Source organism: Rhodopila sp., from assembly GCF_965277825.1.
Taxonomy (GTDB): domain Bacteria; phylum Pseudomonadota; class Alphaproteobacteria; order Acetobacterales; family Acetobacteraceae; genus Rhodopila.
In genome coordinates, this window is record NZ_OZ255846.1 from 2,740,947 (window position 1) to 2,761,802 (window position 20,856).

General features: G+C 64.7%; 23 protein-coding genes and 2 pseudogenes. 22 read left to right on the top strand and 3 right to left on the bottom strand.

What is annotated here, in order from left to right; translation table 11 throughout:
• The first annotated feature begins 58 nt into the window (after positions 1 to 58).
• From urtB to ACQY4T_RS13575, 6 genes are read left to right on the top strand one after another with little or no spacing between them, the layout of a single operon-like run.
• Positions 59 to 1,693, top strand: coding sequence for an urea ABC transporter permease subunit UrtB (gene urtB / locus ACQY4T_RS13550; RefSeq protein ID WP_428531112.1), 1,635 nt, complete (start codon positions 59 to 61; stop codon positions 1,691 to 1,693).
• The gene (gene urtC, locus ACQY4T_RS13555) at positions 1,690 to 2,808 is read left to right on the top strand and encodes an urea ABC transporter permease subunit UrtC (protein WP_428531115.1); all 1,119 of its coding nucleotides are present in this window, start codon (positions 1,690 to 1,692) and stop codon (positions 2,806 to 2,808) included. The genes urtB and urtC overlap by 4 nt, the downstream gene beginning before the upstream one ends.
• Positions 2,805 to 3,554 carry an urea ABC transporter ATP-binding protein UrtD gene (urtD, locus tag ACQY4T_RS13560; protein WP_428531118.1) on the top strand — a complete coding sequence of 250 codons (750 nt, stop codon included), beginning with the start codon at positions 2,805 to 2,807 and terminating at the stop codon, positions 3,552 to 3,554. The genes urtC and urtD overlap by 4 nt, the downstream gene beginning before the upstream one ends.
• Positions 3,554 to 4,249, top strand: coding sequence for an urea ABC transporter ATP-binding subunit UrtE (gene urtE, locus ACQY4T_RS13565; protein WP_428531121.1), 696 nt, complete (start codon positions 3,554 to 3,556; stop codon positions 4,247 to 4,249). The genes urtD and urtE overlap by 1 nt, the downstream gene beginning before the upstream one ends.
• Complete coding sequence (locus tag ACQY4T_RS13570; RefSeq protein ID WP_428531124.1) at positions 4,224 to 5,063, top strand: urease accessory protein UreD; 840 nt, start codon at positions 4,224 to 4,226, stop codon at positions 5,061 to 5,063. Before urtE ends, ACQY4T_RS13570 begins: the two co-directional genes overlap by 26 nt.
• Positions 5,064 to 5,084: 21 nt before the next feature.
• Positions 5,085 to 5,387 carry an urease subunit gamma gene (locus ACQY4T_RS13575; RefSeq protein ID WP_428531127.1) on the top strand — a complete coding sequence of 101 codons (303 nt, stop codon included), beginning with the start codon at positions 5,085 to 5,087 and terminating at the stop codon, positions 5,385 to 5,387.
• Positions 5,388 to 5,392: 5 nt separating this feature from the next.
• Here the strand turns inward: ACQY4T_RS13575 and ACQY4T_RS13580 are convergent, their stop codons facing one another.
• Positions 5,393 to 5,656 (bottom strand): BrnA antitoxin family protein, encoded by a 264-nt coding sequence (locus ACQY4T_RS13580; RefSeq protein ID WP_428531130.1) that lies wholly within the window; start codon positions 5,654 to 5,656, stop codon positions 5,393 to 5,395.
• Positions 5,643 to 5,873, bottom strand: a pseudogene (locus ACQY4T_RS13585) (BrnT family toxin); the annotation flags it as partial. The gene ACQY4T_RS13580 and the pseudogene ACQY4T_RS13585, both read right to left, overlap by 14 nt.
• A gap of 212 nt (positions 5,874 to 6,085) precedes the next feature.
• On the opposite strand from ACQY4T_RS13585, the pseudogene ACQY4T_RS13590 reads away from it, so the two are divergent.
• From ACQY4T_RS13590 to ACQY4T_RS13650, 13 genes and pseudogenes are all read left to right on the top strand, one after another.
• Positions 6,086 to 6,504 (top strand): annotated as a pseudogene (locus ACQY4T_RS13590) (IS5 family transposase); the annotation flags it as partial.
• Positions 6,505 to 6,995: 491 nt separating this feature from the next.
• On the top strand, positions 6,996 to 7,595 hold the full coding sequence (locus tag ACQY4T_RS13595) for a reverse transcriptase domain-containing protein (protein ID WP_428542864.1): 600 nt from the start codon (positions 6,996 to 6,998) through the stop codon (positions 7,593 to 7,595).
• A 46-nt stretch (positions 7,596 to 7,641) separates the two neighbouring features.
• Positions 7,642 to 8,676 carry an IS21 family transposase gene (gene istA / locus ACQY4T_RS13600; RefSeq protein ID WP_428531133.1) on the top strand — a complete coding sequence of 345 codons (1,035 nt, stop codon included), beginning with the start codon at positions 7,642 to 7,644 and terminating at the stop codon, positions 8,674 to 8,676.
• Positions 8,673 to 9,518, top strand: a complete 846-nt coding sequence (gene istB / locus ACQY4T_RS13605) for an IS21-like element helper ATPase IstB (protein ID WP_428531136.1) — start codon at positions 8,673 to 8,675, stop codon at positions 9,516 to 9,518. Before istA ends, istB begins: the two co-directional genes overlap by 4 nt.
• A gap of 211 nt (positions 9,519 to 9,729) precedes the next feature.
• Positions 9,730 to 10,407, top strand: coding sequence for a reverse transcriptase domain-containing protein (locus ACQY4T_RS13610; protein WP_428531139.1), 678 nt, complete (start codon positions 9,730 to 9,732; stop codon positions 10,405 to 10,407).
• Between the two features lie 45 nt (positions 10,408 to 10,452).
• Positions 10,453 to 10,929 (top strand): IS5 family transposase, encoded by a 477-nt coding sequence (locus tag ACQY4T_RS13615; protein ID WP_428542657.1) that lies wholly within the window; start codon positions 10,453 to 10,455, stop codon positions 10,927 to 10,929.
• Between the two features lie 103 nt (positions 10,930 to 11,032).
• Positions 11,033 to 11,341 carry an urease subunit beta gene (locus tag ACQY4T_RS13620; RefSeq protein ID WP_428531142.1) on the top strand — a complete coding sequence of 103 codons (309 nt, stop codon included), beginning with the start codon at positions 11,033 to 11,035 and terminating at the stop codon, positions 11,339 to 11,341.
• Positions 11,341 to 13,050, top strand: coding sequence for an urease subunit alpha (gene ureC / locus ACQY4T_RS13625; RefSeq protein ID WP_428531145.1), 1,710 nt, complete (start codon positions 11,341 to 11,343; stop codon positions 13,048 to 13,050). The genes ACQY4T_RS13620 and ureC overlap by 1 nt, the downstream gene beginning before the upstream one ends.
• A complete protein-coding gene (locus ACQY4T_RS13630; RefSeq protein WP_428531148.1) occupies positions 13,050 to 13,526 on the top strand; it encodes an urease accessory protein UreE in 477 nt (158 codons plus the stop codon). The genes ureC and ACQY4T_RS13630 overlap by 1 nt, the downstream gene beginning before the upstream one ends.
• On the top strand, positions 13,504 to 14,244 hold the full coding sequence (locus ACQY4T_RS13635; protein WP_428531151.1) for an urease accessory protein UreF: 741 nt from the start codon (positions 13,504 to 13,506) through the stop codon (positions 14,242 to 14,244). The genes ACQY4T_RS13630 and ACQY4T_RS13635 overlap by 23 nt, the downstream gene beginning before the upstream one ends.
• Positions 14,241 to 14,864, top strand: coding sequence for an urease accessory protein UreG (ureG, locus tag ACQY4T_RS13640; RefSeq protein WP_428531154.1), 624 nt, complete (start codon positions 14,241 to 14,243; stop codon positions 14,862 to 14,864). Before ACQY4T_RS13635 ends, ureG begins: the two co-directional genes overlap by 4 nt.
• Before the next feature lie 63 nt (positions 14,865 to 14,927).
• On the top strand, positions 14,928 to 15,314 hold the full coding sequence (locus ACQY4T_RS13645; protein ID WP_428531157.1) for a carboxymuconolactone decarboxylase family protein: 387 nt from the start codon (positions 14,928 to 14,930) through the stop codon (positions 15,312 to 15,314).
• A 127-nt stretch (positions 15,315 to 15,441) separates the two neighbouring features.
• Positions 15,442 to 16,290 carry an SDR family NAD(P)-dependent oxidoreductase gene (locus ACQY4T_RS13650; protein WP_428531160.1) on the top strand — a complete coding sequence of 283 codons (849 nt, stop codon included), beginning with the start codon at positions 15,442 to 15,444 and terminating at the stop codon, positions 16,288 to 16,290.
• Here the strand turns inward: ACQY4T_RS13650 and xseA are convergent.
• Positions 16,285 to 17,820 (bottom strand): exodeoxyribonuclease VII large subunit, encoded by a 1,536-nt coding sequence (xseA, locus tag ACQY4T_RS13655; protein ID WP_428531163.1) that lies wholly within the window; start codon positions 17,818 to 17,820, stop codon positions 16,285 to 16,287. The genes ACQY4T_RS13650 and xseA overlap by 6 nt on opposite strands.
• A gap of 156 nt (positions 17,821 to 17,976) precedes the next feature.
• Here xseA and purD point away from each other — a divergent pair, with 156 nt between their 5' ends.
• From purD to rsmD, 3 genes are read left to right on the top strand one after another with little or no spacing between them, the layout of a single operon-like run.
• Positions 17,977 to 19,242: a phosphoribosylamine--glycine ligase gene (gene purD / locus ACQY4T_RS13660; RefSeq protein WP_428531166.1), complete on the top strand. Its 1,266-nt coding sequence runs from the start codon at positions 17,977 to 17,979 to the stop codon at positions 19,240 to 19,242.
• Positions 19,239 to 20,009: a pseudouridine synthase gene (locus tag ACQY4T_RS13665; RefSeq protein ID WP_428531169.1), complete on the top strand. Its 771-nt coding sequence runs from the start codon at positions 19,239 to 19,241 to the stop codon at positions 20,007 to 20,009. The genes purD and ACQY4T_RS13665 overlap by 4 nt, the downstream gene beginning before the upstream one ends.
• Complete coding sequence (gene rsmD, locus ACQY4T_RS13670; protein WP_428542867.1) at positions 20,006 to 20,626, top strand: 16S rRNA (guanine(966)-N(2))-methyltransferase RsmD; 621 nt, start codon at positions 20,006 to 20,008, stop codon at positions 20,624 to 20,626. Before ACQY4T_RS13665 ends, rsmD begins: the two co-directional genes overlap by 4 nt.
• Positions 20,627 to 20,856 lie beyond the last annotated feature (230 nt).

Here is a 20,856-nt window from a genome sequence, read left to right on the forward strand (position 1 = left end):
GAAGGGGGCGGCCGTTTCCTCCCGGCCGCCCCCATTCTTTTTTGCTGAAGGATGCGCGATGCGTTGGCTGATCGCAGCATGGCTCTTGCTGATAGTCGTGGCTCTGGCTGTCGTGGTTCTGCCCACGCCGCCGGCGCGCGCCCAGGCCGGCGACGAAGACGCCTACAGCGAACTCGCCGGATCGGCCCTGACGATATCTCCCGCAGCGTTTGAGTCGGTACGCCGCGGTGTCGAGCAACTCGCGATATCGGGTGATCCGCGTGCCGCCGCGGTGATCGGTGCGCTGCATGACGGCCTGCTGTATGCCCGCGACGATCGCGCGCTGTTCATTCAGCAGCCCGACGGCAAGTATACCGACGCCCGCACCGGAGCCCCGGCGCCGGACGTCAGCGATGACGATGTGAAACCAGTCCGGGTCAATAACGCCGTGCGCGGCGCCATCGACGAGGCGCTGGGCGTGCTGCAACTGTTCGCCCCGGATGCGCCGACCCGGCTGCATGCCGCCTCGGCGGTGTTCACCTCGCACGACCCCGCCGCCCTGCCGGCCTTGGACAAGGCATTGGCCAAGGAAACCAACCCCGAGGTCAGGCGACGCATGCAGCAGGCACAGGCCGCCGCGCTGCTGTCCGCGCCCAATGCCAGCCAAAGTGATAAACTCGCCGCTGTGACGACGCTTCGGGCGCGCGGCGATCAGGACGCCCGCAGCCAGTTGGCGGCACTCGCCGGCCAGTCCGGCCCGGTCGCCACCGCCGCCGCCGCCGCCGTGATCTCGATCGATCGCATCCTGCAGATCTGGAGCCTGGCGGAAAGCGTCTATTACGGCATCAGCCTGGGTTCGGTGCTGCTTCTGGCCGCCGCCGGACTGGCGATCACCTTCGGCGTGATGGGCGTCATCAACATGGCGCACGGCGAAATGGTGATGATCGGCGCCTACGTGACCTTCGTCGTGCAGCAGCTGATGCATGCCTATCTGCCGTCGCTCTACGCATTCAGTCTGCTGATCGCGGTGCCGATGGCCTTCCTGGTCTCGGGCGGTATCGGCGTCGCGGTCGAGCGCAGCCTGATCCGCTGGCTCTACGGCCGCCCGCTGGAAACGCTGCTGGCGACCTGGGGTCTATCCCTGGTAATGCAGCAAGTAGTGCGTTCGTTGTTTGGCGCCAACAATCGCCAGGTCGATACGCCGGGCTGGATGAGCGGCGCGTTCCAACTCGGCGGCCTGACGCTGACCTATAATCGGGTCTACATCATTCTGTTCGCCTTCCTGGTGATCGCCGCCCTGATGGCGGCGCTGCGCTACACCCCGCTCGGGCTGCGCATGCGCGCCGTCACCCAGAACCGCCGAATGGCCGCGGCGATGGGCATCCGCACGCCGTGGATCGATGCGCTGACCTTCGGCCTCGGTTCGGGCGTGGCCGGCATCGCCGGCGTGGCACTCTCCCAGATCGACAACGTGTCACCCAATCTGGGCCAAGGCTACATCATCGACAGTTTCATGGTGGTGGTGTTCGGCGGGGTCGGCAACCTGTGGGGCACCACATTGGGGGCGCTGACTTTGGGCATCGTCAACAAGTTCCTCGAACCGATCGCCGGGGCGGTGCTGGCCAAGATCGTCGTGCTGGTGCTGCTTATCCTCTTTGTGCAACGAAACCCGCGCGGCATGTTCCCCCTGAAAGGCCGAGCGGTGGAGGCGTGAAGCTCGATCGCTCCACCTCCATCACTCTGGTCGCGGTCATCGGCGTGGCCCTGCTGTTGGCCCTCTCCAACCAACTGACCGCGGCTTCCTCGGGCCTGCATGTGTCAACCTACGTGATCGCTTTGGCCGGAAAATATCTCTGCTTTGCCATGTTGGCACTGGCTATCGATCTGGTCTGGGGCTTCGCTGGCATTCTGTCCCTGGGTCATGCGGCGTTCTTCGCCTTGGGCGGCTACGCCATGGGCATGTATCTGATGCGCCAGATCGGAACCCGGGGGGTCTACGGCAACGCAATGCTGCCCGACTTCATGGTGTTCCTCGGCTGGAAGCACTTGCCCTGGTACTGGCACGGCTTCGAATGGTTCGGCTTCGCCATCCTGATGGCCCTGCTTGTGCCGGCGCTGCTGGCCGGGGTGTTCGGCTGGCTGGCGTTCCGCTCCAGGGTCACCGGCGTTTACCTGTCGATCATCACCCAGGCGCTGACCTACGCTCTGCTGCTGGCATTTTTTCGCAACGACATGGGATTCGGCGGCAACAACGGGATGACCGATTTCAAGGACATCCTAGGGTTCAACGTGCAGGCCGACGCCACCCGCTCGGCGTTGCTGGTGATCTCGGCCGTGGTCTTGTGCGCGCAGCTGCTGCTCGCGCGCTTTATCGTCGACTCGCGCTTCGGCAAAATCCTGATCGCGGTGCGCGATACCGAAAGCCGCACCCGGTTCCTCGGCTACCGCCCGGAATCCTACAAGCTCGTGGTGTGGGTGCTGTCGGCGGTGATGGCGGGGATCGGCGGCGCTCTCTACGTGCCGCAGGTCGGCATCATCAACCCCAGCGAATTCGCCCCCGGCAATTCGATCGAGGCCGTGATCTGGGTCGCGGTCGGCGGCCGCGGCACTCTGGTCGGCGCCATCCTCGGCGCCATCCTGGTGAACTTCGGCAAGACCTGGTTCACCAGCGCGCTGCCGGAGATCTGGCTCTACGCGCTCGGTGCGATGTTCATCTTCGTCACGCTGTTCCTGCCGCGCGGCGTGATGGGCCTGTTCCGCGCCCGCGCGCCCAAGGAACCCGAACCCGAGGCGCCGGCCGTCGCGGCAGCGCACGAGGTGACCGGGTGAGTGACACCGCCGACACGCTGCTTTATCTCGATGGCGTCACGGTCACGTTCGATGGATTTCGCGCGCTCAATGCACTTTCGCTAGTACTGAGCGAGGGCGAGATGCGCGCAGTGATCGGCCCAAACGGCGCCGGGAAAACCACGATGATGGACGTGATCACCGGCAAGACCCGCCCCGACAGCGGCAAGGTGGTGTTCTCGCGCGGAACCGACCTGACCCGACTGGACGAACCGGCGATCGCATCGCTGGGCATCGGCCGCAAGTTCCAGAAGCCGACAGTGTTCGAACCGCAAACCGTATGGGACAATCTGCTGCTCGCACTGGCGGGTGATCGCGGCACCAGGTTCATGCTGTTCGCGCGCGAGACCCCCGATGAAAAACGCCGGATCGAAACGATATTGGAGACCACCCGGCTGCAGGACCATCGCTTCCGGCGAGGCGCCGATCTGTCGCACGGCCAGAAGCAGTGGCTGGAGATCGGCATGCTGCTGGCACAGGAACCGCAACTGCTGTTGGTGGACGAACCGGTAGCCGGCATGACCGACGCCGAAACCGAGCAGACCGCGGTGTTGCTGCGCGAGATCAATCGGACGCGCAGCGTGGTTGTGGTCGAGCACGATATGGCGTTCGTGCGCGCCTTGGGTGTGAAGGTCACAGTGTTGCACGAAGGCTCGGTGCTGTCCGAAGGCTCGATCGACGCCGTCAGCGACGATCCGAAGGTCATCGAAGTGTACTTGGGCCGCTGATGCTGGAAGTGGAGAAAGTCGATCTGCACTATGGCGCGGCAATCGCGCTGCGGCAGGTCTCGATCCGCGTCGATGTCGGAGCGGTGACCTGCCTGCTGGGACGCAATGGTGTCGGCAAGACCTCGACGTTGCGAGCCATCGTCGGCGCGCACCCGATCTCGGCCGGGTCGATCCGCTGGCAGGGTGAGGAGATTTCCCGCCTGCCGATGTACGAACGGGCCAAGCGCGGGATTGCCTGGGTGCCGCAGGGACGCGACGTGTTTCCCCTGCTGACGGTGCGCGAAAATCTCGAGACCGGCTTTGCCGTTCTGTCGCGCAGCCAGCGCAAACTGCCGGATGAGATATTCGACCTGTTTCCGGTTCTGAAGACCATGCTGCGGCGCCGCGGCGGCGACCTCTCCGGCGGTCAGCAACAGCAACTCTCGATCGCTCGGGCGCTGGTCATGAAGCCTCGATTGATCGTGCTGGACGAACCGACCGAGGGCATCCAGCCAAGCATCATCAAGGACATCGGGCGGGTGATCGCGCTGTTGCGCGGCCGCGGCGATATGGCCATCCTGCTGGTGGAACAGTATTTCGAATTCGCCCAAGAACTGGCGCAGACCATGGTGGTGATGGATCGCGGCGACATAGTCCTGGCGGGCCGGCGAGAAGACCTGGACGAGGCAGATGTTCGACGGCGGCTGTCCGTCTGAGGTGACCTTGCTGCAGCGCGCGGTCGGCGAATTGCACGTCGCGTTCAAGCGTTTCGGCGCCGAGACGGTGCTGCAGGACCTGCGCCAGGTCGGCTGCCTGAAAGCCAGGTTTCCGCGCCGCGTCACCCCCGGCTGGATCGACATGGTGATGCTGAACACCGGCGGCGGCGTGGCCGGCGGAGACCGGCTGGATGTGTCGGTCGACGTTGCCCCGGGTTGTCAGGCCACGCTGTCGGCGCAGTCCGCCGATCGGTTCTACCGCGCGCTCGTCGCGGATGCGCCGTCCCAGGTACGGACGCGATTGACGGTGGAAGCGGACGCGGCGCTGGAATGGTTGCCGCAGGAAACAATCCTGTTCGATCGCAGTGCACTCGACCGCCGGCTTGAAATCGATCTCGCCGACAACGCCCGCTTCCTCGGCGTCGAAACGGTGGTGTTCGGGCGCACCGCGATGGGCGAACGAGTGCAACAGGGCTGGCTGCGCGACCTGGTTCGGCTGAAGCGAAGCGGCGAACTGCTGTTGCATGACGCGGTACGGATCGACGGTCCGATCGACGAACTGCTGCGCCGCACCGCGATTGGGGCGGGGGCGGTGGCGTCGGCCACCCTGATCTACGCAGCGCCCGATGCGGCTGCCAGACTGGATGCCGTGCGCGCGGCGTTGGGCGCGGCCGACGCCGCGACCAGCGTCTGGAACGCCATGCTAGTCGCCCGCATCCTCGGGGCCGACAGTGCCTCGGTACGAGCGACGGTGATTGCCGTGCTGGCAACGCTGCGCGATGATCGCCCGTTGCCGCGGGTATGGTTCTGCTGATCGAATGAAGAGGTTGCCCGGATGAACCTGACCCCAAGAGAGAAGGACAAACTGCTGATTTCGATGGCAGCGATTGTGGCCCGTCGCCGACTGGACCGCGGTGTCAAGCTGAACCATCCCGAGGCGGTGGCGCTGATCACCGACTTCGTCGTCGAAGCCGCACGCGACGGGCGCAGCGTCGCCGACCTAATGCAAGCCGGCGCAAAAGTGCTGACACGGGAGCAGGTGATGCCGGGAATTGCGGAAATGATCCACGATGTGCAGGTAGAGGCAACTTTCCCGGATGGCACCAAGCTGGTCACCGTGCATGACCCGATCCGGTAGGCGGCTCAGGGTTTCGCCGCTTTTTCCGCCAGCCAAATCTTGATCAAAGACTGATACGGAACGTCCTGCTTATTTGCAGCGATCTTGATCCGTTCCAGCAGCGGCAATGGCAAGCGCAGAGAAATCGCCGACGTGCTAGGCTCTAGGTTGGCCATGCGAACCCGCTCCGCCGTGCTCCAGTCGACGTAGTCCGTCGAATCATGGATTTCCCAGAAACGGCGTTCCTCGGCCTCGTTGGCGAACGCCGGGACCCGCTTAGGTCTTGTCATAACGCAATCGTTCCGTACGATGCATGTCCCGGGCCGAGATCACCCTGATCAGCCGGTCCCGGTCGCGCAGCGTGAAAGTAACGTGCAACCGGCGGCCATCGTCTGTTGGTCCCAAGGCGTGGAAGCGTGTTTCCATTTGTCCATGCCGCACGTCAACCGCCAGCATTAGCGGATCATTGAAAAACATCTGCTCGGCTTTAACCTGGCTGACATCGTGCTTTGCGCGTTTTTTCGATCACTGCCCGCATCCCAGTTAAAACCTCCGATGGACGAAAGCTCGATCACTAAAGTAAATAATGGCAATATACACCAAATGTAAGTGTCCGTCCGAGAACAATGCGAGTCACGCAAATCGTTTAGGTCTGCGGGTGGTTGACCGGCTCGAATCGGCTATGACTCTATGCGTGGCACCGATTTACGAGGTGCCTGATGTGGACCCCAGAGACACGCCGCCAGCATGACCGTAAGGGCTTGCGATACACCCATGATCTGACCGACCGGGAATGGGCCGAAGTCGCTTCGTTGATACCTCCCGCCAAACGGGGCGGCAACAAACGCACGGTGGATGTGCGGGAAATCGTCAACGGCCTGATGTATATCCTGGGCACTGGTTGCCAATGGCGCGACATCCCCAAGGATCTGCCGCCGCGCAGCACGATCCATGATTATCTCGACCGCTGGGCGTACGACGGAACGCTACAAAGCATCCACCACACGCTCTATGGGCGATGCCGGGAACTGGCTGATCGAACAGCCAGCCCGACCGCCGCGGTGATCGACAGTCAAAGCGTCAAAAGCGCTGAAAAAGGGGGGCCTGCATCGATCCGCATGGCTACGACGCAGGCAAGAGTGCGCCTCGAAGGCGCGCATCATCTATGGAGGAAGGTTCCATCCGGAGAGTTGTCGATTGATCCGGAAGCTGACGAGCGGCGCGGCTGGGCAACTGGTCTCGTCGAAGCCTCGTGACAAAGGCCGCCCTGGGCGGCCGAGCGATCCAACGGGCCGTAACGTGAGTGAAGTTCGAGCAGGCCTCGAAAGAGTCGATGCAGACGCCGACCCGCCTTTTGCTCGGGGAAGGCCGCGCGGACAGGGAAGCAATCGACACACGCACCTGTCTGGTCTGCCGGGGTATTGGACACAGCACGTTGGAATGGTGATGCGGGTAATCGAGGGAGACCCGTCCGGGTCGGAGGTCGCGGCTTCAACACCGCTTCGGAGCGGTGGATCGGACGGGTGTCGGACAGGGTCGTATGACCGTCGAAGCCGGGTAACGCCGGCAGAGGAAAGGACCCTGACTTCTGGTGTGCTTTCGAAGTTGGCGAAGTGGGGGTGATTGGCGATGAGCCTCGAAACACCCGATAAGATCAGGAGCCTTCAGAGAAAGCTGTACCGCAAGGCGAAGGCGGAGCCCGCTTTCCGCTTCTACATCCTCTACGACAAGATCTGCCGTGCGGATATCCTTCTGCGCGCCTATACGCTCACCCACGCCAATGCGGGTGCGCCAGGCGTGGACGGGATGACCTTCGGGCAGATCGAGGCGGCGGGTTTGGAGGGGTGGCTGGCGAGCTTGCGTGAGGACCTCGTCTCGAAGACCTACCGGCCTGATCCGGTGCGGCGGGTGATGATCCCAAAGCCCGGTGGCGGCGAACGGCCGCTCGGCATCCCGACGATCCGGGACCGGGTGGTTCAGGCCGCGGCCAAGATCGTGCTGGAGCCGGTCTTCGAGGCGGATTTCGAGGATGGTGCCTACGGCTATCGGCCGCGTCGGAGCGCGATCGATGCCGTCAAGGAGACGCACCGGCTGCTATGCCGGGGTTATACCGACGTCGTCGACGCCGACTTGTCGAAGTATTTCGACACAATCCCGCACGCGGACCTCCTGAGATCGGTGGGCCGCCGTGTTGCCACCGCTGGAAAACTGACCCACCCCGCCGGTTGAAAACTGACCCATGTGTTTAGTGTGGTGCGCTTTGCCGGAGGGACCTGTGGTTCTGGCGGAGAGCGCGATGGAGATCCGGATTTTGAAGCGGCAGGGCTTGAGCGTGCGGGAGATTGCCCGCCGTACCGGCGTGTCACGCAACACAGTGAAGCGTTATCTCAAATCGACGGAGGACCCGGGCTACACGGCGCGTCCAGCGGTTGAGGGGAAGCTTGACGCCCACAAGGTGTTTTTGTCGGAGCGCATGGCGGCTGCAGATCCGGATCGGGTTCCTGGCATCGTGCTGCTGAGCGAATTGAGGCTGCGTGGCTACACCGGCGGGATCACCATCCTGCGTGAGCATCTGGCATCCTTGCGGCCCGTGGCGGTTCCCGACCTGGTTGTTCGGTTCGAGACCGAGCCAGGTCGGCAGATGCAGGTCGACTGGGCGGTCATGCGCCGCGGCGCGGATCCGCTGTCGGTGTTTGTCGCGGTGTTGGGTCACAGCCGGATGGCCTACGTGCAGTTCGTCACCGACGAGCGGCTGGAGACGCTGATCGCCTGCCACGAGGCGGCGTTCGCATTCTTCGGCGGCACGCCGCACGAGGTGCTGTACGACAACATGCGCACGGTCGTGATCGGCCGGGATGCGTATGGTCCGGGCAAGCATCGGCTGCAACCGGGGTTCCGCGACTTCGCCCATCACCATGGTTTCCTGCCCCGACTGTGCCGCCCGTACCGGGCGCAGACCAAAGGCAAGGTCGAACGTTTCATCCGATACTTACGCCACAGCTTCTGGGTGCCGCTGGACAGCCGGTTGCGTCCGCTCGGCGTCAAGGTCGATGCCGCGACGGCCAACATCGAAGGCCGCAAGTGGCTGCGCGACACGGCAAATGTGCGGCTGCACGGCACGACCGGGCGGGCTCCGGCGGAGCTGCTTGCGGAGGAACTGGAAAGGCTTTTGCCGCTGGCGGGTCCGTGGCAGGGCGATGTACCCCGCTCGGCGCCTGTTGTGTCGATCAGACAGCCTTTGGAGACCATCACGATCCAGCATCCGCTCAGCGTCTATGAGGCTCTCCTGGCCGCGCAGGCGGTTCGGTGAATCTCCAGCACGAGCGGCTGACCCAACTTTGCCTGGACCTGCGGCTGAGCGGGGTTGCGCTGAGCTACGCCGCCGCGGCGCAGACCGCGGCCGCGACCGAGGCATCCTTCACCGACTTCCTGGAGACGGTGCTGCGCGGAGAGTTGGAGACCCGCCGGGCCCGGGCGCGGACGATGCTGTCGCGGGTTGCAGGCTTCCCGGCGATCAAGACACTGGACCAGTTCGACTTCGCGTTTGCGGTCGGTGCGCCGAAGCAGCAGATCCAGCACCTGGCAGGACTGGGCTTCATCGATCGCGCGGAGAACGTGATCCTGCTGGGACCATCGGGGGTCGGCAAAACCCATATCGCCATCAGCCTGGGGTACCTGGCGACACAGGCTGGGATCAAGACGCGGTTCATGCCGGCGGCCGATCTGGTGCTGTTGCTGGAAACCGCGCAGCGCCAAGGTCGGTTAAAGGAAGCCTTGCATCGGGCCGTCTCGATGTATCGGCTGCTGATCATCGACGAGATTGGCTACCTTCCGCTGTCGCGCGATCAGGCGAACCTGCTGTTCCAGGTGGTCGCCAAACGGTATGAGCGCGGGTCGATCGTGCTGACCTCGAACCTGACCTTTGGCAGTTGGGATCAGGCACTTGCCGGGGATGCCGTGCTGACGGCCGCCATGCTCGATCGACTGATGCATCACGCGACCGTCGTGCAGATTGGCGGCGACAGCTACCGGCTGCGCGACAAGAGGAAGGGCGGCATCATGCCAAAGTCCGCGCCTCACCCACCGTCACAGGTCGATGCGGCAACTACGGCTCTCCCAGGGCCGATCGCCGAGAACCGGCCGAACCCATGATCCCGCCGTCGGTCGCCGACCTCAAGCCCGGCGTCTGCGACGCCCCGCTGCGCGGCTGCGGGGCTTGACCTCGGCGCCCAACAGCGAGGCAGGCTTACATGCCGTAACGCACCACTGCGTCCTGAGGCAGCCGGGTGGGTCAACTTTCAACCGGCGCCCCACGCCACCGGTGGGTCAGTTTTCAACCGGCGTTGACAACGGGAAACGGCGCATGAGCGGTGGCAAGAGCAACACGCGCGGCACACCCCAGGGTGGGGTCGCCAGTCCGTTGCTCTCCGTCATTTACATGAACCGATTCCTGAAGCATTGGCGCCTGACGGGACGCGGCGAGGCGTTCCGCGCGCATGTCATCTGCTATGCCGACGACTTCATCATCCTCAGCCGCGGACACGCGGAAGAGGCGCTGACGTGGACGAAGGCGGTGATGACGAAGCTCGGGCTGACGCTCAACGAGGCGAAAACCTCGGTGAAGAATGCCCGGCGTGAAGGCTTCGACTTCCTTGGCTACACACTGGGACCGCGTCACCTGCCCAATGGGGGCCGCTGGTACCTGGGGGCGAGCCCGTCCAAGAAAAGCGTGCAGCGGGTCAAGGTGAAGGTCGGCGAACTGCTGGTGCCCGGCAACAAGGGCGCTTGGGACGAAGTGCGGGCACGGTTGAACCGCGTCCTACGCGGTTGGTCGGCCTACTTCTCCTACGGCGCTCTCGCGTCGGCATACGAGACCGTTGATCAGCATGTCTATGACCGGACGCGGCACTTCCTCCGTCAACGACACAAAGTGCAGGGGCGCGGAACGGACCAGTTTTCCCGAGACCATGTCTATGGGGAGTTGGCCGTCCGAAGCCTTCGACGCGAGCGCAGTCGGTCGTCGCCGTGGGCCTTGCGGTGAAGCCAGTCGGAAAGCCGGATGCGGGAAATCCGCACGTCCGGTTTGATGAGCGGGGATGGGAAACGGGGCACTTCGCCACCGCGCCCGTCCTCGACTCTACAGATCAAGGGCAAGAAGCGCCATATCGTCGTCGATACGACAGGCTTGCTGATGCATGCCATCGTGCATGCGGCTGACCTTCAGGATCGTGATGGCGGCGCGATGCTGATGGCCACGATGTTCGGGCTCTACCCGTTCCTGCTGAAGCTCTATGCGGACGGCGGATATCAGGGTGCAGGCTTTCAAGCTGCGATGAGAACCATCATGGCCCAAGTAAACGTGGAGATCGTCAAGCGGTCGGACCATGCAAAGGGGTTTACCGTACTACCCAGGCGCTGGGTCGTGGAACGAACTTTTGCCTGGCTCAATCGCTGTCGCCGCCTCGCCAAGGACTGGGAATGTTTGAACCGCAAAGCGCGCGCCTTCTTGCTGCTCGCCTCGGTGCGCCTCATGCTGCGTAGGCTCGCAAGAACAACGGCATGATCCCGGACAGACTCTAAAGAACCTTCCATCCGGCTCTATCGGCCCACCCGCGCCCATGCCAAGATCGTGCTCGTTCCTCGTCCAACCGACCGCAGGGCCGCCCATGATCCCCGGTGAACTCCTCCCCGAACCCAACGACATCGAACTCAACGCCGGCCTGCCCCGTTCGGTGCTAACCGTCGCCAACACCGGCGACCGCCCGATCCAGGTCGGCAGCCACTATCATTTCGCCGAAACCAACCCCGCCCTCTCGTTCGACCGCACCCTCGCCAAAGGCCAGCGCCTAGACATCGCCGCCGGCACCGCGGTCCGCTTCGAACCCGGACAGACCCGCGAAGTCACCCTGATCCCCTATCGCGGCACCCGCACCGTGCACGGCTTCCGCGCCCAGGTCATGGGACCTCTCGACTGATGGCCCGCATCACCCGTGCCGCCTATGCCGAGATGTTCGGCCCCACCACCGGCGATCGCCTGCGCCTCGCCGACACCGACCTGATCGTCGAAGTCGAAAACGACCTCACCACATACGGGGAAGAAGTAAAATTCGGCGGCGGCAAGGTAATCCGCGACGGCATGGGCCAGTCGCAATTCTCCCAAGCCCAGGGCGCCGTCGATACCGTCATCACCAACGCCCTGATCATCGACCATTGGGGTATCGTCAAGGCCGACGTGGCGATCACCAACGGCCGCATCGCCGGCATCGGCAAGGCCGGCAATCCCGACACCCAGCCCGGCGTCGATCTCATCATCGGCCCCGGCACCGAAATCATCGCCGGCGAGGGCAAGATCCTCACCGCCGGCGGCATCGACGCCCATATCCACTTCATCTGCCCACAGCAGGTCGATGACGCCATCGCCTCAGGCATCACCACCCTGGTCGGCGGTGGCACCGGCCCCGCCACCGGCACCGCGGCAACCACCTGCACGCCCGGGCCGTGGCACCTCGCGCGCATGCTGCAAGCCGCCGAGGCACTGCCGGTCAACCTCGCCTTCGCCGGCAAGGGCAACGCATCCCAGCCCCAGGCGCTCGAGGAAATGCTCCGCGCCGGCGCCTCCTGTCTGAAACTGCACGAGGATTGGGGCACCACCCCGGCGGCAATCGACAACTGCCTGACAGTGGCCGATCGTTTCGACGTGCAGGTCATGATCCACACCGACACACTGAACGAATCCGGCTTCGTGGAAGACACCATCGCCGCGTTCAAAGGCCGCACCATCCACGCCTTCCACACCGAGGGCGCCGGCGGCGGCCACGCCCCCGACATCATCAAGGTCGCCGGACTGCCCAACGTGCTGCCCAGTTCGACCAACCCGACGCGTCCCTACACCGTCAATACGATCGACGAACATCTCGACATGCTGATGGTCTGCCATCACCTCGACAGCCTGATCCCCGAGGACGTCGCCTTCGCCGAAAGCCGCATCCGCAAGGAAACCATCGCCGCCGAGGATATCCTGCACGACCTCGGCGCGCTGTCGATGATGTCCTCCGACAGCCAGGCAATGGGCCGCGCCGGCGAAGTCATCATCCGCACCTGGCAGACCGCGCACAAGATGAAGACCCAGCGCGGCCCCCTGCCCACCGATACCGAGCGAAACGACAACGCTCGGGTAAAACGTTACGTTGCAAAATATACCATCAACCCGGCGATCGCGCAGGGCTTTGCCAACGAAATCGGCTCGATCGCTGTCGGCAAGCTGGCCGACCTGGTGCTGTGGTCGCCGGCGTTCTTCGGCGTCAAGCCGGATCTGGTGATCAAGGGCGGCTCGATCGCCTGCGCCCCGATGGGCGATCCGAATGCTTCGATCCCAACCCCACAACCGGTGCACTATCGCCCGATGTTCGGTGCCCTCGGCCGTGCGGCGGCGGCAAGCTGCGTCACCTTCGTTTCGGCCGCCGCACTCGACGCCGAAATCGGGAAGACGCTGGGCCTGCAGCGCCGGCTGGCGGCCGTGTCGAACACCCGCGGCGGAATCGGCAAGCAGGCGATGATCCACAACAACGCCACCCCGGCAATCGAGGTGGATGCCGAAACCTACGAAGTCCGAGCCGACGGCGTCCTGCTGACCTGCGACCCGGCAACCATCCTGCCGATGGCGCAGCGGTACTTCCTGTTTTGATGCACGCCACGCAAGTCCTGGCCCCCGGATGCTGGGATACCGGCCAAGAGGTCGATCTCGTGCTGATCGACTACGATCATCGCTTTAGGCGCCGTATCGTTCTCGCCACGCTGTCCGGAACCGAAATACTGATCGACCTGCCTCAGGCAGTAAGGCTTCGCGACGGCGATGGATTGGTGGTGCAAGCCGGCATCGTCCGGGTTTGTGCCCAGCCCGAGCAACTGTTGGAAATCCACGCCCATCGGGCCAGCGAACTCATTCGCATCGCCTGGCATCTCGGCAATCGCCATCTGCCGGTGCAACTGCTGGGCGATCGCATCCGCATTCGAACCGATCACGTTATCGCAGAGATGATCAAAGGTCTCGGCGGCCATGTCGATCCGATCCATGCCCCATTCGATCCTGAGGCCGGTGCGTACTCGGGGGGCGCCCGCCATCACCATCACGACGACGATGAAGACCATCCTCACGCCTGAAAAAGCCGCCGCGGCGACAACCGTCGAAGCCGCATCCGCGCCTCCGCAGCGCGGCAACCGACAATCCACAGCCGCACAGGCTCTGCTGCGCCTGATGGCGTGGCTGTCCCCCGCCTTTCCGACCGGCGCGTTCGCCTACTCCCACGGCCTCGAATGGGCGGTGCAAAGCGGTGACATCAGCGACGAAACCAGCCTGCATGCGTGGCTGGGCGAAACCATCACCCACGGCACCGGCCGAAACGATACCATCCTGCTGCGCCACGCCCACCGTGCCGGCGACAACACGGCTATGCTGACCGATATCGCCAATCTGGCCCGCGCAACAGCATCCTGCCGCGAACGCCAGAGCGAATCCCTCGACCAAGGCCGCGCCTTCATGCTGGCCGCCGCGCCGTGGGGTATACCGCCGGCACCCCAGCGCATCCCCTATCCCGTCGCAGTCGGCGCGGTCGCTGCCCATCACGCCATTCCCGAACACGCAACCGCTTCCGCCTTTCTGCAAGCCTTCACCAGCAATCTGATATCCGCCGCCGTTCGCCTCGTGCCGCTCGGTCAAACCGCCGGTCTTCGCGTATTGGCGGCGCTTGAGGTCGCCATCCTGAAGGTTGCATCAGAAACCAAAGCCGCCACGCTCGACGACCTCGGCGGCTGTGCGTTTCGATCCGACCTCGCTGCCATGCGCCACGAAACCCAATACACAAGGTTGTTCCGCTCATGACCTCCTCTTCGCACGGCCCATTGCGCGTCGGCGTCGGCGGCCCCGTCGGCACCGGCAAGACCGCGCTGATGGATGCGCTTTGCAGGAAATTCCGCAACAGTTACGAAGTTGCCGCGATCACCAACGACATCTACACCAAGGAGGACGCCGAATTCCTGACCCGCGCCGGGTCGTTGCCGATGGATCGTATCATCGGCATCGAAACCGGCGGCTGTCCGCATACCGCGATCCGCGAGGACGCCTCGATCAACCTGGCCGGCGTCGCGGATTTGCGCCGGAAATTTCCCGATCTCGACCTGATCCTCATCGAGTCGGGCGGCGACAATCTTGCCGCAACCTTCAGTCCGGAACTGGCGGATCTGACGATCTACGTGATCGACGTGTCCGCCGGCGACAAGATTCCACGCAAAGGCGGCCCAGGCATCACCCGCAGCGATCTGCTGGTGATCAACAAGATCGACCTTGCACCTCATGTCGGGGCCAGCCTCGAGGTCATGCAACGCGACGCCAAGCGGATGCGCGCCGATCGTCCGTTTGTGTTCGCCAACGTCCGCGCCGGCACCGGGGTCGATGACATCGCCGCGTTCATCCAGAACCGCGGCGGCCTTCCGCCGCTCTAGCCAAAGCCTCGTCTCTGGCCGAAACTAAGCCCTTCGGCAAAGCAGCAATCGGAGGGGGCGAATATGGCTGACGAAAGACGCGCACAAGGCAAGGCGATGCGCCGCAAGCTGATGGGTGAGGCGTATGCCGACAAGCTCGACAACGGCCTCTATCAGCATCCGATCATGCAGAAATTCGCCGCCTACACCCAAGAGGCGGTCTTCGGCACGCTCTGGAACCGCCCTGGCCTCGATTTGAAAACTCGAGCGCTGATCTGCGTAATTTCGGATGCGGCGCAGGGGCGGGAGGCGGAATTGAAGATTCATGTGCGGTTCGCCCGCAACCAGGGATGGACCGAGGAGGAACTATCCGAGGCGTTGCTGCATCTCGCCGGCTACATCGGCGCGCCGTTGGTGCGCGAAGCCCTGCTGGCGGCGATCGAGACGTTCAAGGAAATGGCCGCCGACTAGACGAACTTCAGCATGACTGTGCATGCCGAAATTGATCTAGCTCATTGTTTTGTCGCATGATTTACGCGCCTTGAACGTTCCGCCCAGCGCGATCATGCTCTAGGCACTCCGACGGGACAATGCAGACATGCAAGACATCAAAGGCAAAACCGCCATCGTAACGGGTGCGGCGTCCGGCATCGGGCTGGGCGTCGCCACCGCGCTGGCCCAAGCCGGAGCCAACATCGTGCTCGCCGACCTGCGCCCTGAACCGTTGGAAGCCACGCGCCAGACCATCGAAACCCTCGGTGTTCGCGCCATCGCCGTAACCACCGACGTGTCCGACGCGGATTCGGTGGACCTGGCCGGCAAGACCGCACTGGAAGCGTTCGGCGCGCTGCACATTGCCATCAACAACGCCGGCGTGGCGATGCATGGCACGCCGCTCGAACTGGTCAGGCCGGAAGAGTGGGACTGGGTTATCGGCGTCAACGTCAGGGGAGTGATCAACGGCATCCGAAGCTTCGTGCCGTTGATCCGCCGTCACGGGCAGGGCGGCCATGTCGTCAACACCGGTTCGGTGTCCAGCCTGTTCGTCCGCGAGGGTCGCAACCAGGGCGCCTACGCGATGACCAAATACGCCGTGCTGGCGCTGTCCGAAGCGCTGGAGCAGGAACTGGCGGGTTCCGGCATCGGCGTTTCGGTATTGTGTCCTGGCGGCGTAACAACCTCGATCTTCGATTCGGCGACGACCCGGCCAGACCGTTTCGGTGGCAGCTACCGGCGGCCCCAGCAAGAGGCGTTGAAGTCCGCATTCGCCGCCGAGGCCTTGTCTCCAAACGTCGTCGGCCGCCGCGTGCTGCAGGCGATCAGGGACAACGAGTTCTACATCCTGACGCACACCGGAGAGCGCGGGAATATCACGGCGCGGCTGGATCGGATCAAGGCCGCTTTCGATCGCGCCGACGCGGTGATGCCGACTATCGACCGGTCATAGCGGCAGCCGTTCCTGGTCAACCGCGGCGCGTGCCCGGCCCGGTCCGCCTTGCGCCACCGCATCCACCTCGCCATCGCCAAACGTCAGCCGCAGCCGCCCGCCCGGCTTGACCGCCGCAGCACTGGTAATCGGCGCACCCGCCGGATTGGTCACCAGCACATAGCCGCGCCCCAGCAGCTCCAGCGGCGACGCCGCGTCCAGCCGAGGCCCAAGGCCGGAAAGGTGGGCGCGAGCTTCGCGCAGCGACGCCCGCAGCGGCGCCTCCGACACCCGCCCCGTTACCCGGTCAGCCTGGGCGCGAAGCGCCGTCAGCGCCCGATGTATCCCGCCAGCGAGGCGCTGTGACACCAACTCCAAGCCGGAACGCCGCCCCCCCAGCAGGTTCGGGGCCGACAGCCGCAGCCTCAGGCTGCGGTCGCGCACGGCTTCGCGCGCCGCCGCGGTGAGCTTGTGCGGATCGGGCAGCCGGCGCTCGATCGAGGTCAGTACCACCCGCCGGCGTGCCACCAGCGACGGCAGTGCCAGCAAAGCTCGGTCCAAACGATCGTCCAGCCGCTGCCGGGCCGACCCCAGCAAGGCCGGCAGGTCCGGGATGCCACGTTCCGCGCGGTTCAGTCGAAGCCGGCTTTCCTGCGCCAGCCGGTTTAGCCCGCTGATCAGCCGCGATGCCTTATGCACCAGGTCGGCCACCAGGTCGGACCGCGCCGGGATCGCCAGCTCCGCCGCCGCCGTCGGCGTTGCCGCCCTGCGATCCGAGACATGATCGATCAGCGTGGTGTCGGTCTCGTGACCAACCGCGGAAATCAGCGGGATGGCGCAAGCGGCCGCGGCGCGTACGACGATTTCCTCGTTGAACGCCATCAGGTCTTCCAGGCTGCCGCCGCCACGGGCGACGATCAGCACGTCGGGCCGCGGCGGATCGCCGTCCGCTGACATCGCGTCAAAACCGGCGATCGCGGCCGCGATGCGTTCCGCCGACCCTTCACCCTGCACCGGCACCGGCCACAGCAGGATGCGGCGCGGGAACCGGCGCGCGATCGTCGTGCGGATGTCTTGAATGACCGCGCCGTGCTCGCTGGAAACCACTCCGATTACGTTGGGCAGGCGCGGAATGGCGGATTTGCGAGCGGTGTCGAACAGGCCCTCGGCGGCGAGCCGTTGACGGATCATCTCGATGCGGGCCAGCAGTGCACCAACCCCCGCATACTCCATGCGTTCGATGATCAACTGGTAGGATGACCGCTCGGCGTAGGCCGAGATCCGGCCGGTGGCGATCACCTCGGTGCCGTTTTCCGGCACCATGCCCAGCCGCGGGACCGCGGTTTTCCAGACCACGCCGGAAATCTTCGCGCCGTCGTCCTTCAGCGACAGGTAGATGTGGCCCGACGGATAACGCTTCACCTCGGTCAGTTCGCCACGCACGCGGATTCGGCCGAAGGTCATCTCCAGGGTGCGCTTTACCGCACCGGAAATCTCCGAAACGGAGTATTCCGGCATGTTCGAAACCGGGCTGGGGCGTGGATCGTCCATCGCCCTAACCTATGTTAGTATCCAATCGCAGAGAAGCGCCGGACGAAGTGTCCACGAGTTGGCTGCGTGTATCGGATACTCAAACGAACAGCGCGGTGTCGCCCTTCTCTGGTGCGCGATACTGCGCCACGCCGGCATGGAACACGGGAGAATGCGATGAAAGTGCTGGTCATCGGCTCAGGCGCGCGGGAGCAAGCGTTGTGCTGGGCGATCGCCGGCAGTCCGTTGTTGACCAAACTGTATTGCGCGCCTGGCAATCCAGGGATCGCCACGCTGGCCCAATGCGTGCCGATCGGCGTGCTGGATATCACAACGCTGGTCGGCTTTGCCCAGGACAATGCGATCGACCTCGTGGTGCCAGGCCCGGAAGCACCGCTGGTCGCCGGCATCACCGACGCCATGGAAGCGGTGGGAATCGCTTGCTGCGGGCCGACCCGAGCGGCCGCTCAGCTAGAGGGCAGCAAGACCTTCGCCAAGGAGATCTGCAATGCGGCCAGTATCCCGACCGCGCTGTGGGAACGCTTCGACGACGCGGCAGCGGCGCGTGCCTTCGTGCAGCGGCGCGGCGCCCCGATCGTGGTCAAGGCGGATGGCCTCGCAGCCGGCAAGGGCGTCGTGGTCGCAATGACCGAACAAGAGGCCATCGCCGCGATCGATGCGATGATGCAGCAGAAGCGCTTCGGAGAGGCCGGAGCCGCCGTTGTTATCGAGGAATGCCTGCTGGGCGAGGAGGTTTCCTTGTTCGCGCTGTGCGACGGCACCGACGCGGTGTTGTTAGGATCGGCGCAGGACTACAAGCGGGTCGGCGACGGCGATACCGGCGCCAACACCGGTGGCATGGGGGCGTTCTCGCCGCTGCCGCGTTTCCCGGCCAAATTGGAGCAAGCTTGCCTCGAACTGATCATCCGCCCGACGCTGGTGGAGATGAAACGCAAGGGAATGCCGTTTCGCGGTATCCTGTTCGCCGGTCTGATCCTGACCCAAGACGGCGCGAAGCTGATCGAGTTCAATGTGCGGTTCGGCGATCCGGAGTGCCAGGTTCTGCTCGCGCGCATCCAATCCGACCTGCTGCCGGCGTTGCAGGCGGCCTGTGACGGAGAACTGCGTGACTTCAACCTGCGATGGAACGATCGGGCCGCCGTCGCCGTCGTTCTGGCCGCCAACGGCTACCCCGAGGCGCCGCAGCATGGTTCGGTGATCGACGGACTGGACCAGGCCGCGGCGATGCCGGCTGTCTCGCTGTTCCACGCCGGTACTGAGGCCGGACCGGATGGGACGGTTGTGGCCGCCGGCGGCCGGGTGTTGACGATTTGCGGTGTCGGAGCGGACATCGGCCAGGCGCGGGACCGGGCCTATGCAGCGGTGGATGCGATCGCCTGGCCCGGGGGTTTCTGCCGCCGCGACATCGGCGCGCTACCGTGAGCGCAACCGAGGCGGCGCGCGGCGATCGCATCGCCAAGTGGCTTTCGCGTGCCGGTGTCGCCAGCCGGCGCGACGCCGAACGGCTGTTGGCGGACGGAGCGATCCGGCTCAACGGCAAGACCGTCACCCATCCGGCGACCTTCATCGGCTCCGGCGACGTGGTGCAGGTCAACGGCAAGGTGGTCGACCAACCCGATCGCACCCGCGTATGGCGCTATCATAAGCCGGAAGGCCTGGTCACCACCCACAAGGACCCCGAAGGCCGATCCACCGTGTTCGACAAGCTGAGGCATCAGTTGCCCAGGGTGATAAGCGTCGGGCGCCTGGACCTCACCAGTGAGGGTTTGCTGCTGCTGACCAACGATGGCGGTCTGGCACGCCACTTGGAACTGCCGTCCACCGGCTGGCTGCGGCGCTACCGGGTGCGCGTCTTCGGCGTGCCGAACCCCGCCGCGCTGAACGCGCTCAGCCGAGGCGTGACCGTCGGCGGCGTGCGCTACGGCCCGATCGAGGCGGCCATCGACGCCCGCACTGGCGACAACACCTGGCTTGCCGTCAGCCTCCGGGAAGGCCGCAACCGCGAAATCCGCCGCGTCATGGACCACCTCGGACTTTCGGTTTCGCGTCTGATCCGGGTGGCCTACGGGCCGTTCCAGCTCGGTCTGCTTGAACGTGGCGGCATCGAGGAAATTCCACCCCGCGTGCTGCGCCAACAGCTCCCCGCCGAAGCCGGCGCGCCCCCGCCGCTGTCGCGACACCGCCGATAGTGCGGATCGTCGCTGGTGCTTGGCGCGGCCGCAAACTGGTAGCGCCGCCGGGGCAGGGCACCCGCCCCACCGCCGATCGGGTGCGGCAGGCCTTGTTCGACATGCTGACCCATGCGCCCTGGGGCGGCCGCGCGGTGATCGAGGGCGCGGTGGTGCTGGACGCCTTCGCCGGAACCGGCGCCCTGGGATTGGAAGCGCTGTCGCGCGGCGCGGCCACCGCGTGTTTCATCGAGCATGATCCCGCCGCGCTGCACGCATTGCGGGCCAATGTCGCGGCGTGTGAAGCAGAGCGGCGGACCCAGGTGATTGCGGGAGATGTGCTTTCCACTTTCGGCGGCCGACGATGCGATAGAGCCAACAGCGCGCGGCACCATCGCCTCCATCATGACGAAACAGGTTACTTGGCGGCGCAGGCTTCCCTGGTCCTCCTAGATCCACCCTATGGCCAGAACCTGGTGTCTCGTGCGCTCAGCCATCTGAGCGAGGTTGGCCGTGTCGCGCCGGGGGCCTTGATCGTTGCTGAACTCGGACGGGACGAAAGCTGGCGTCCGGAGGATGAGCTTCTGGCGGAACGTCAGCACGGCGCGGCTCGGGTTCTGGTCTTTCGCGTTGCATGAGGCTTCGGCCCCGAGTATCGGAAGTCGACCCAGTCATGACCTCGGGCCCACCAAAATCGCCGGAAATCCCTGGGTTTGGAAAGCTCGCTAATTCAATGTCTTGCGGAACAAGCGATACCAGCAGACGGTTGCGTTGGCTCGTATGTGATTTCCGCCGGCTGTCAGGATTTGAAAGTAATCCTCCGGAATCGCGTTCTTTATACTGCGATGAGCAGCGGATGCGGAATGCC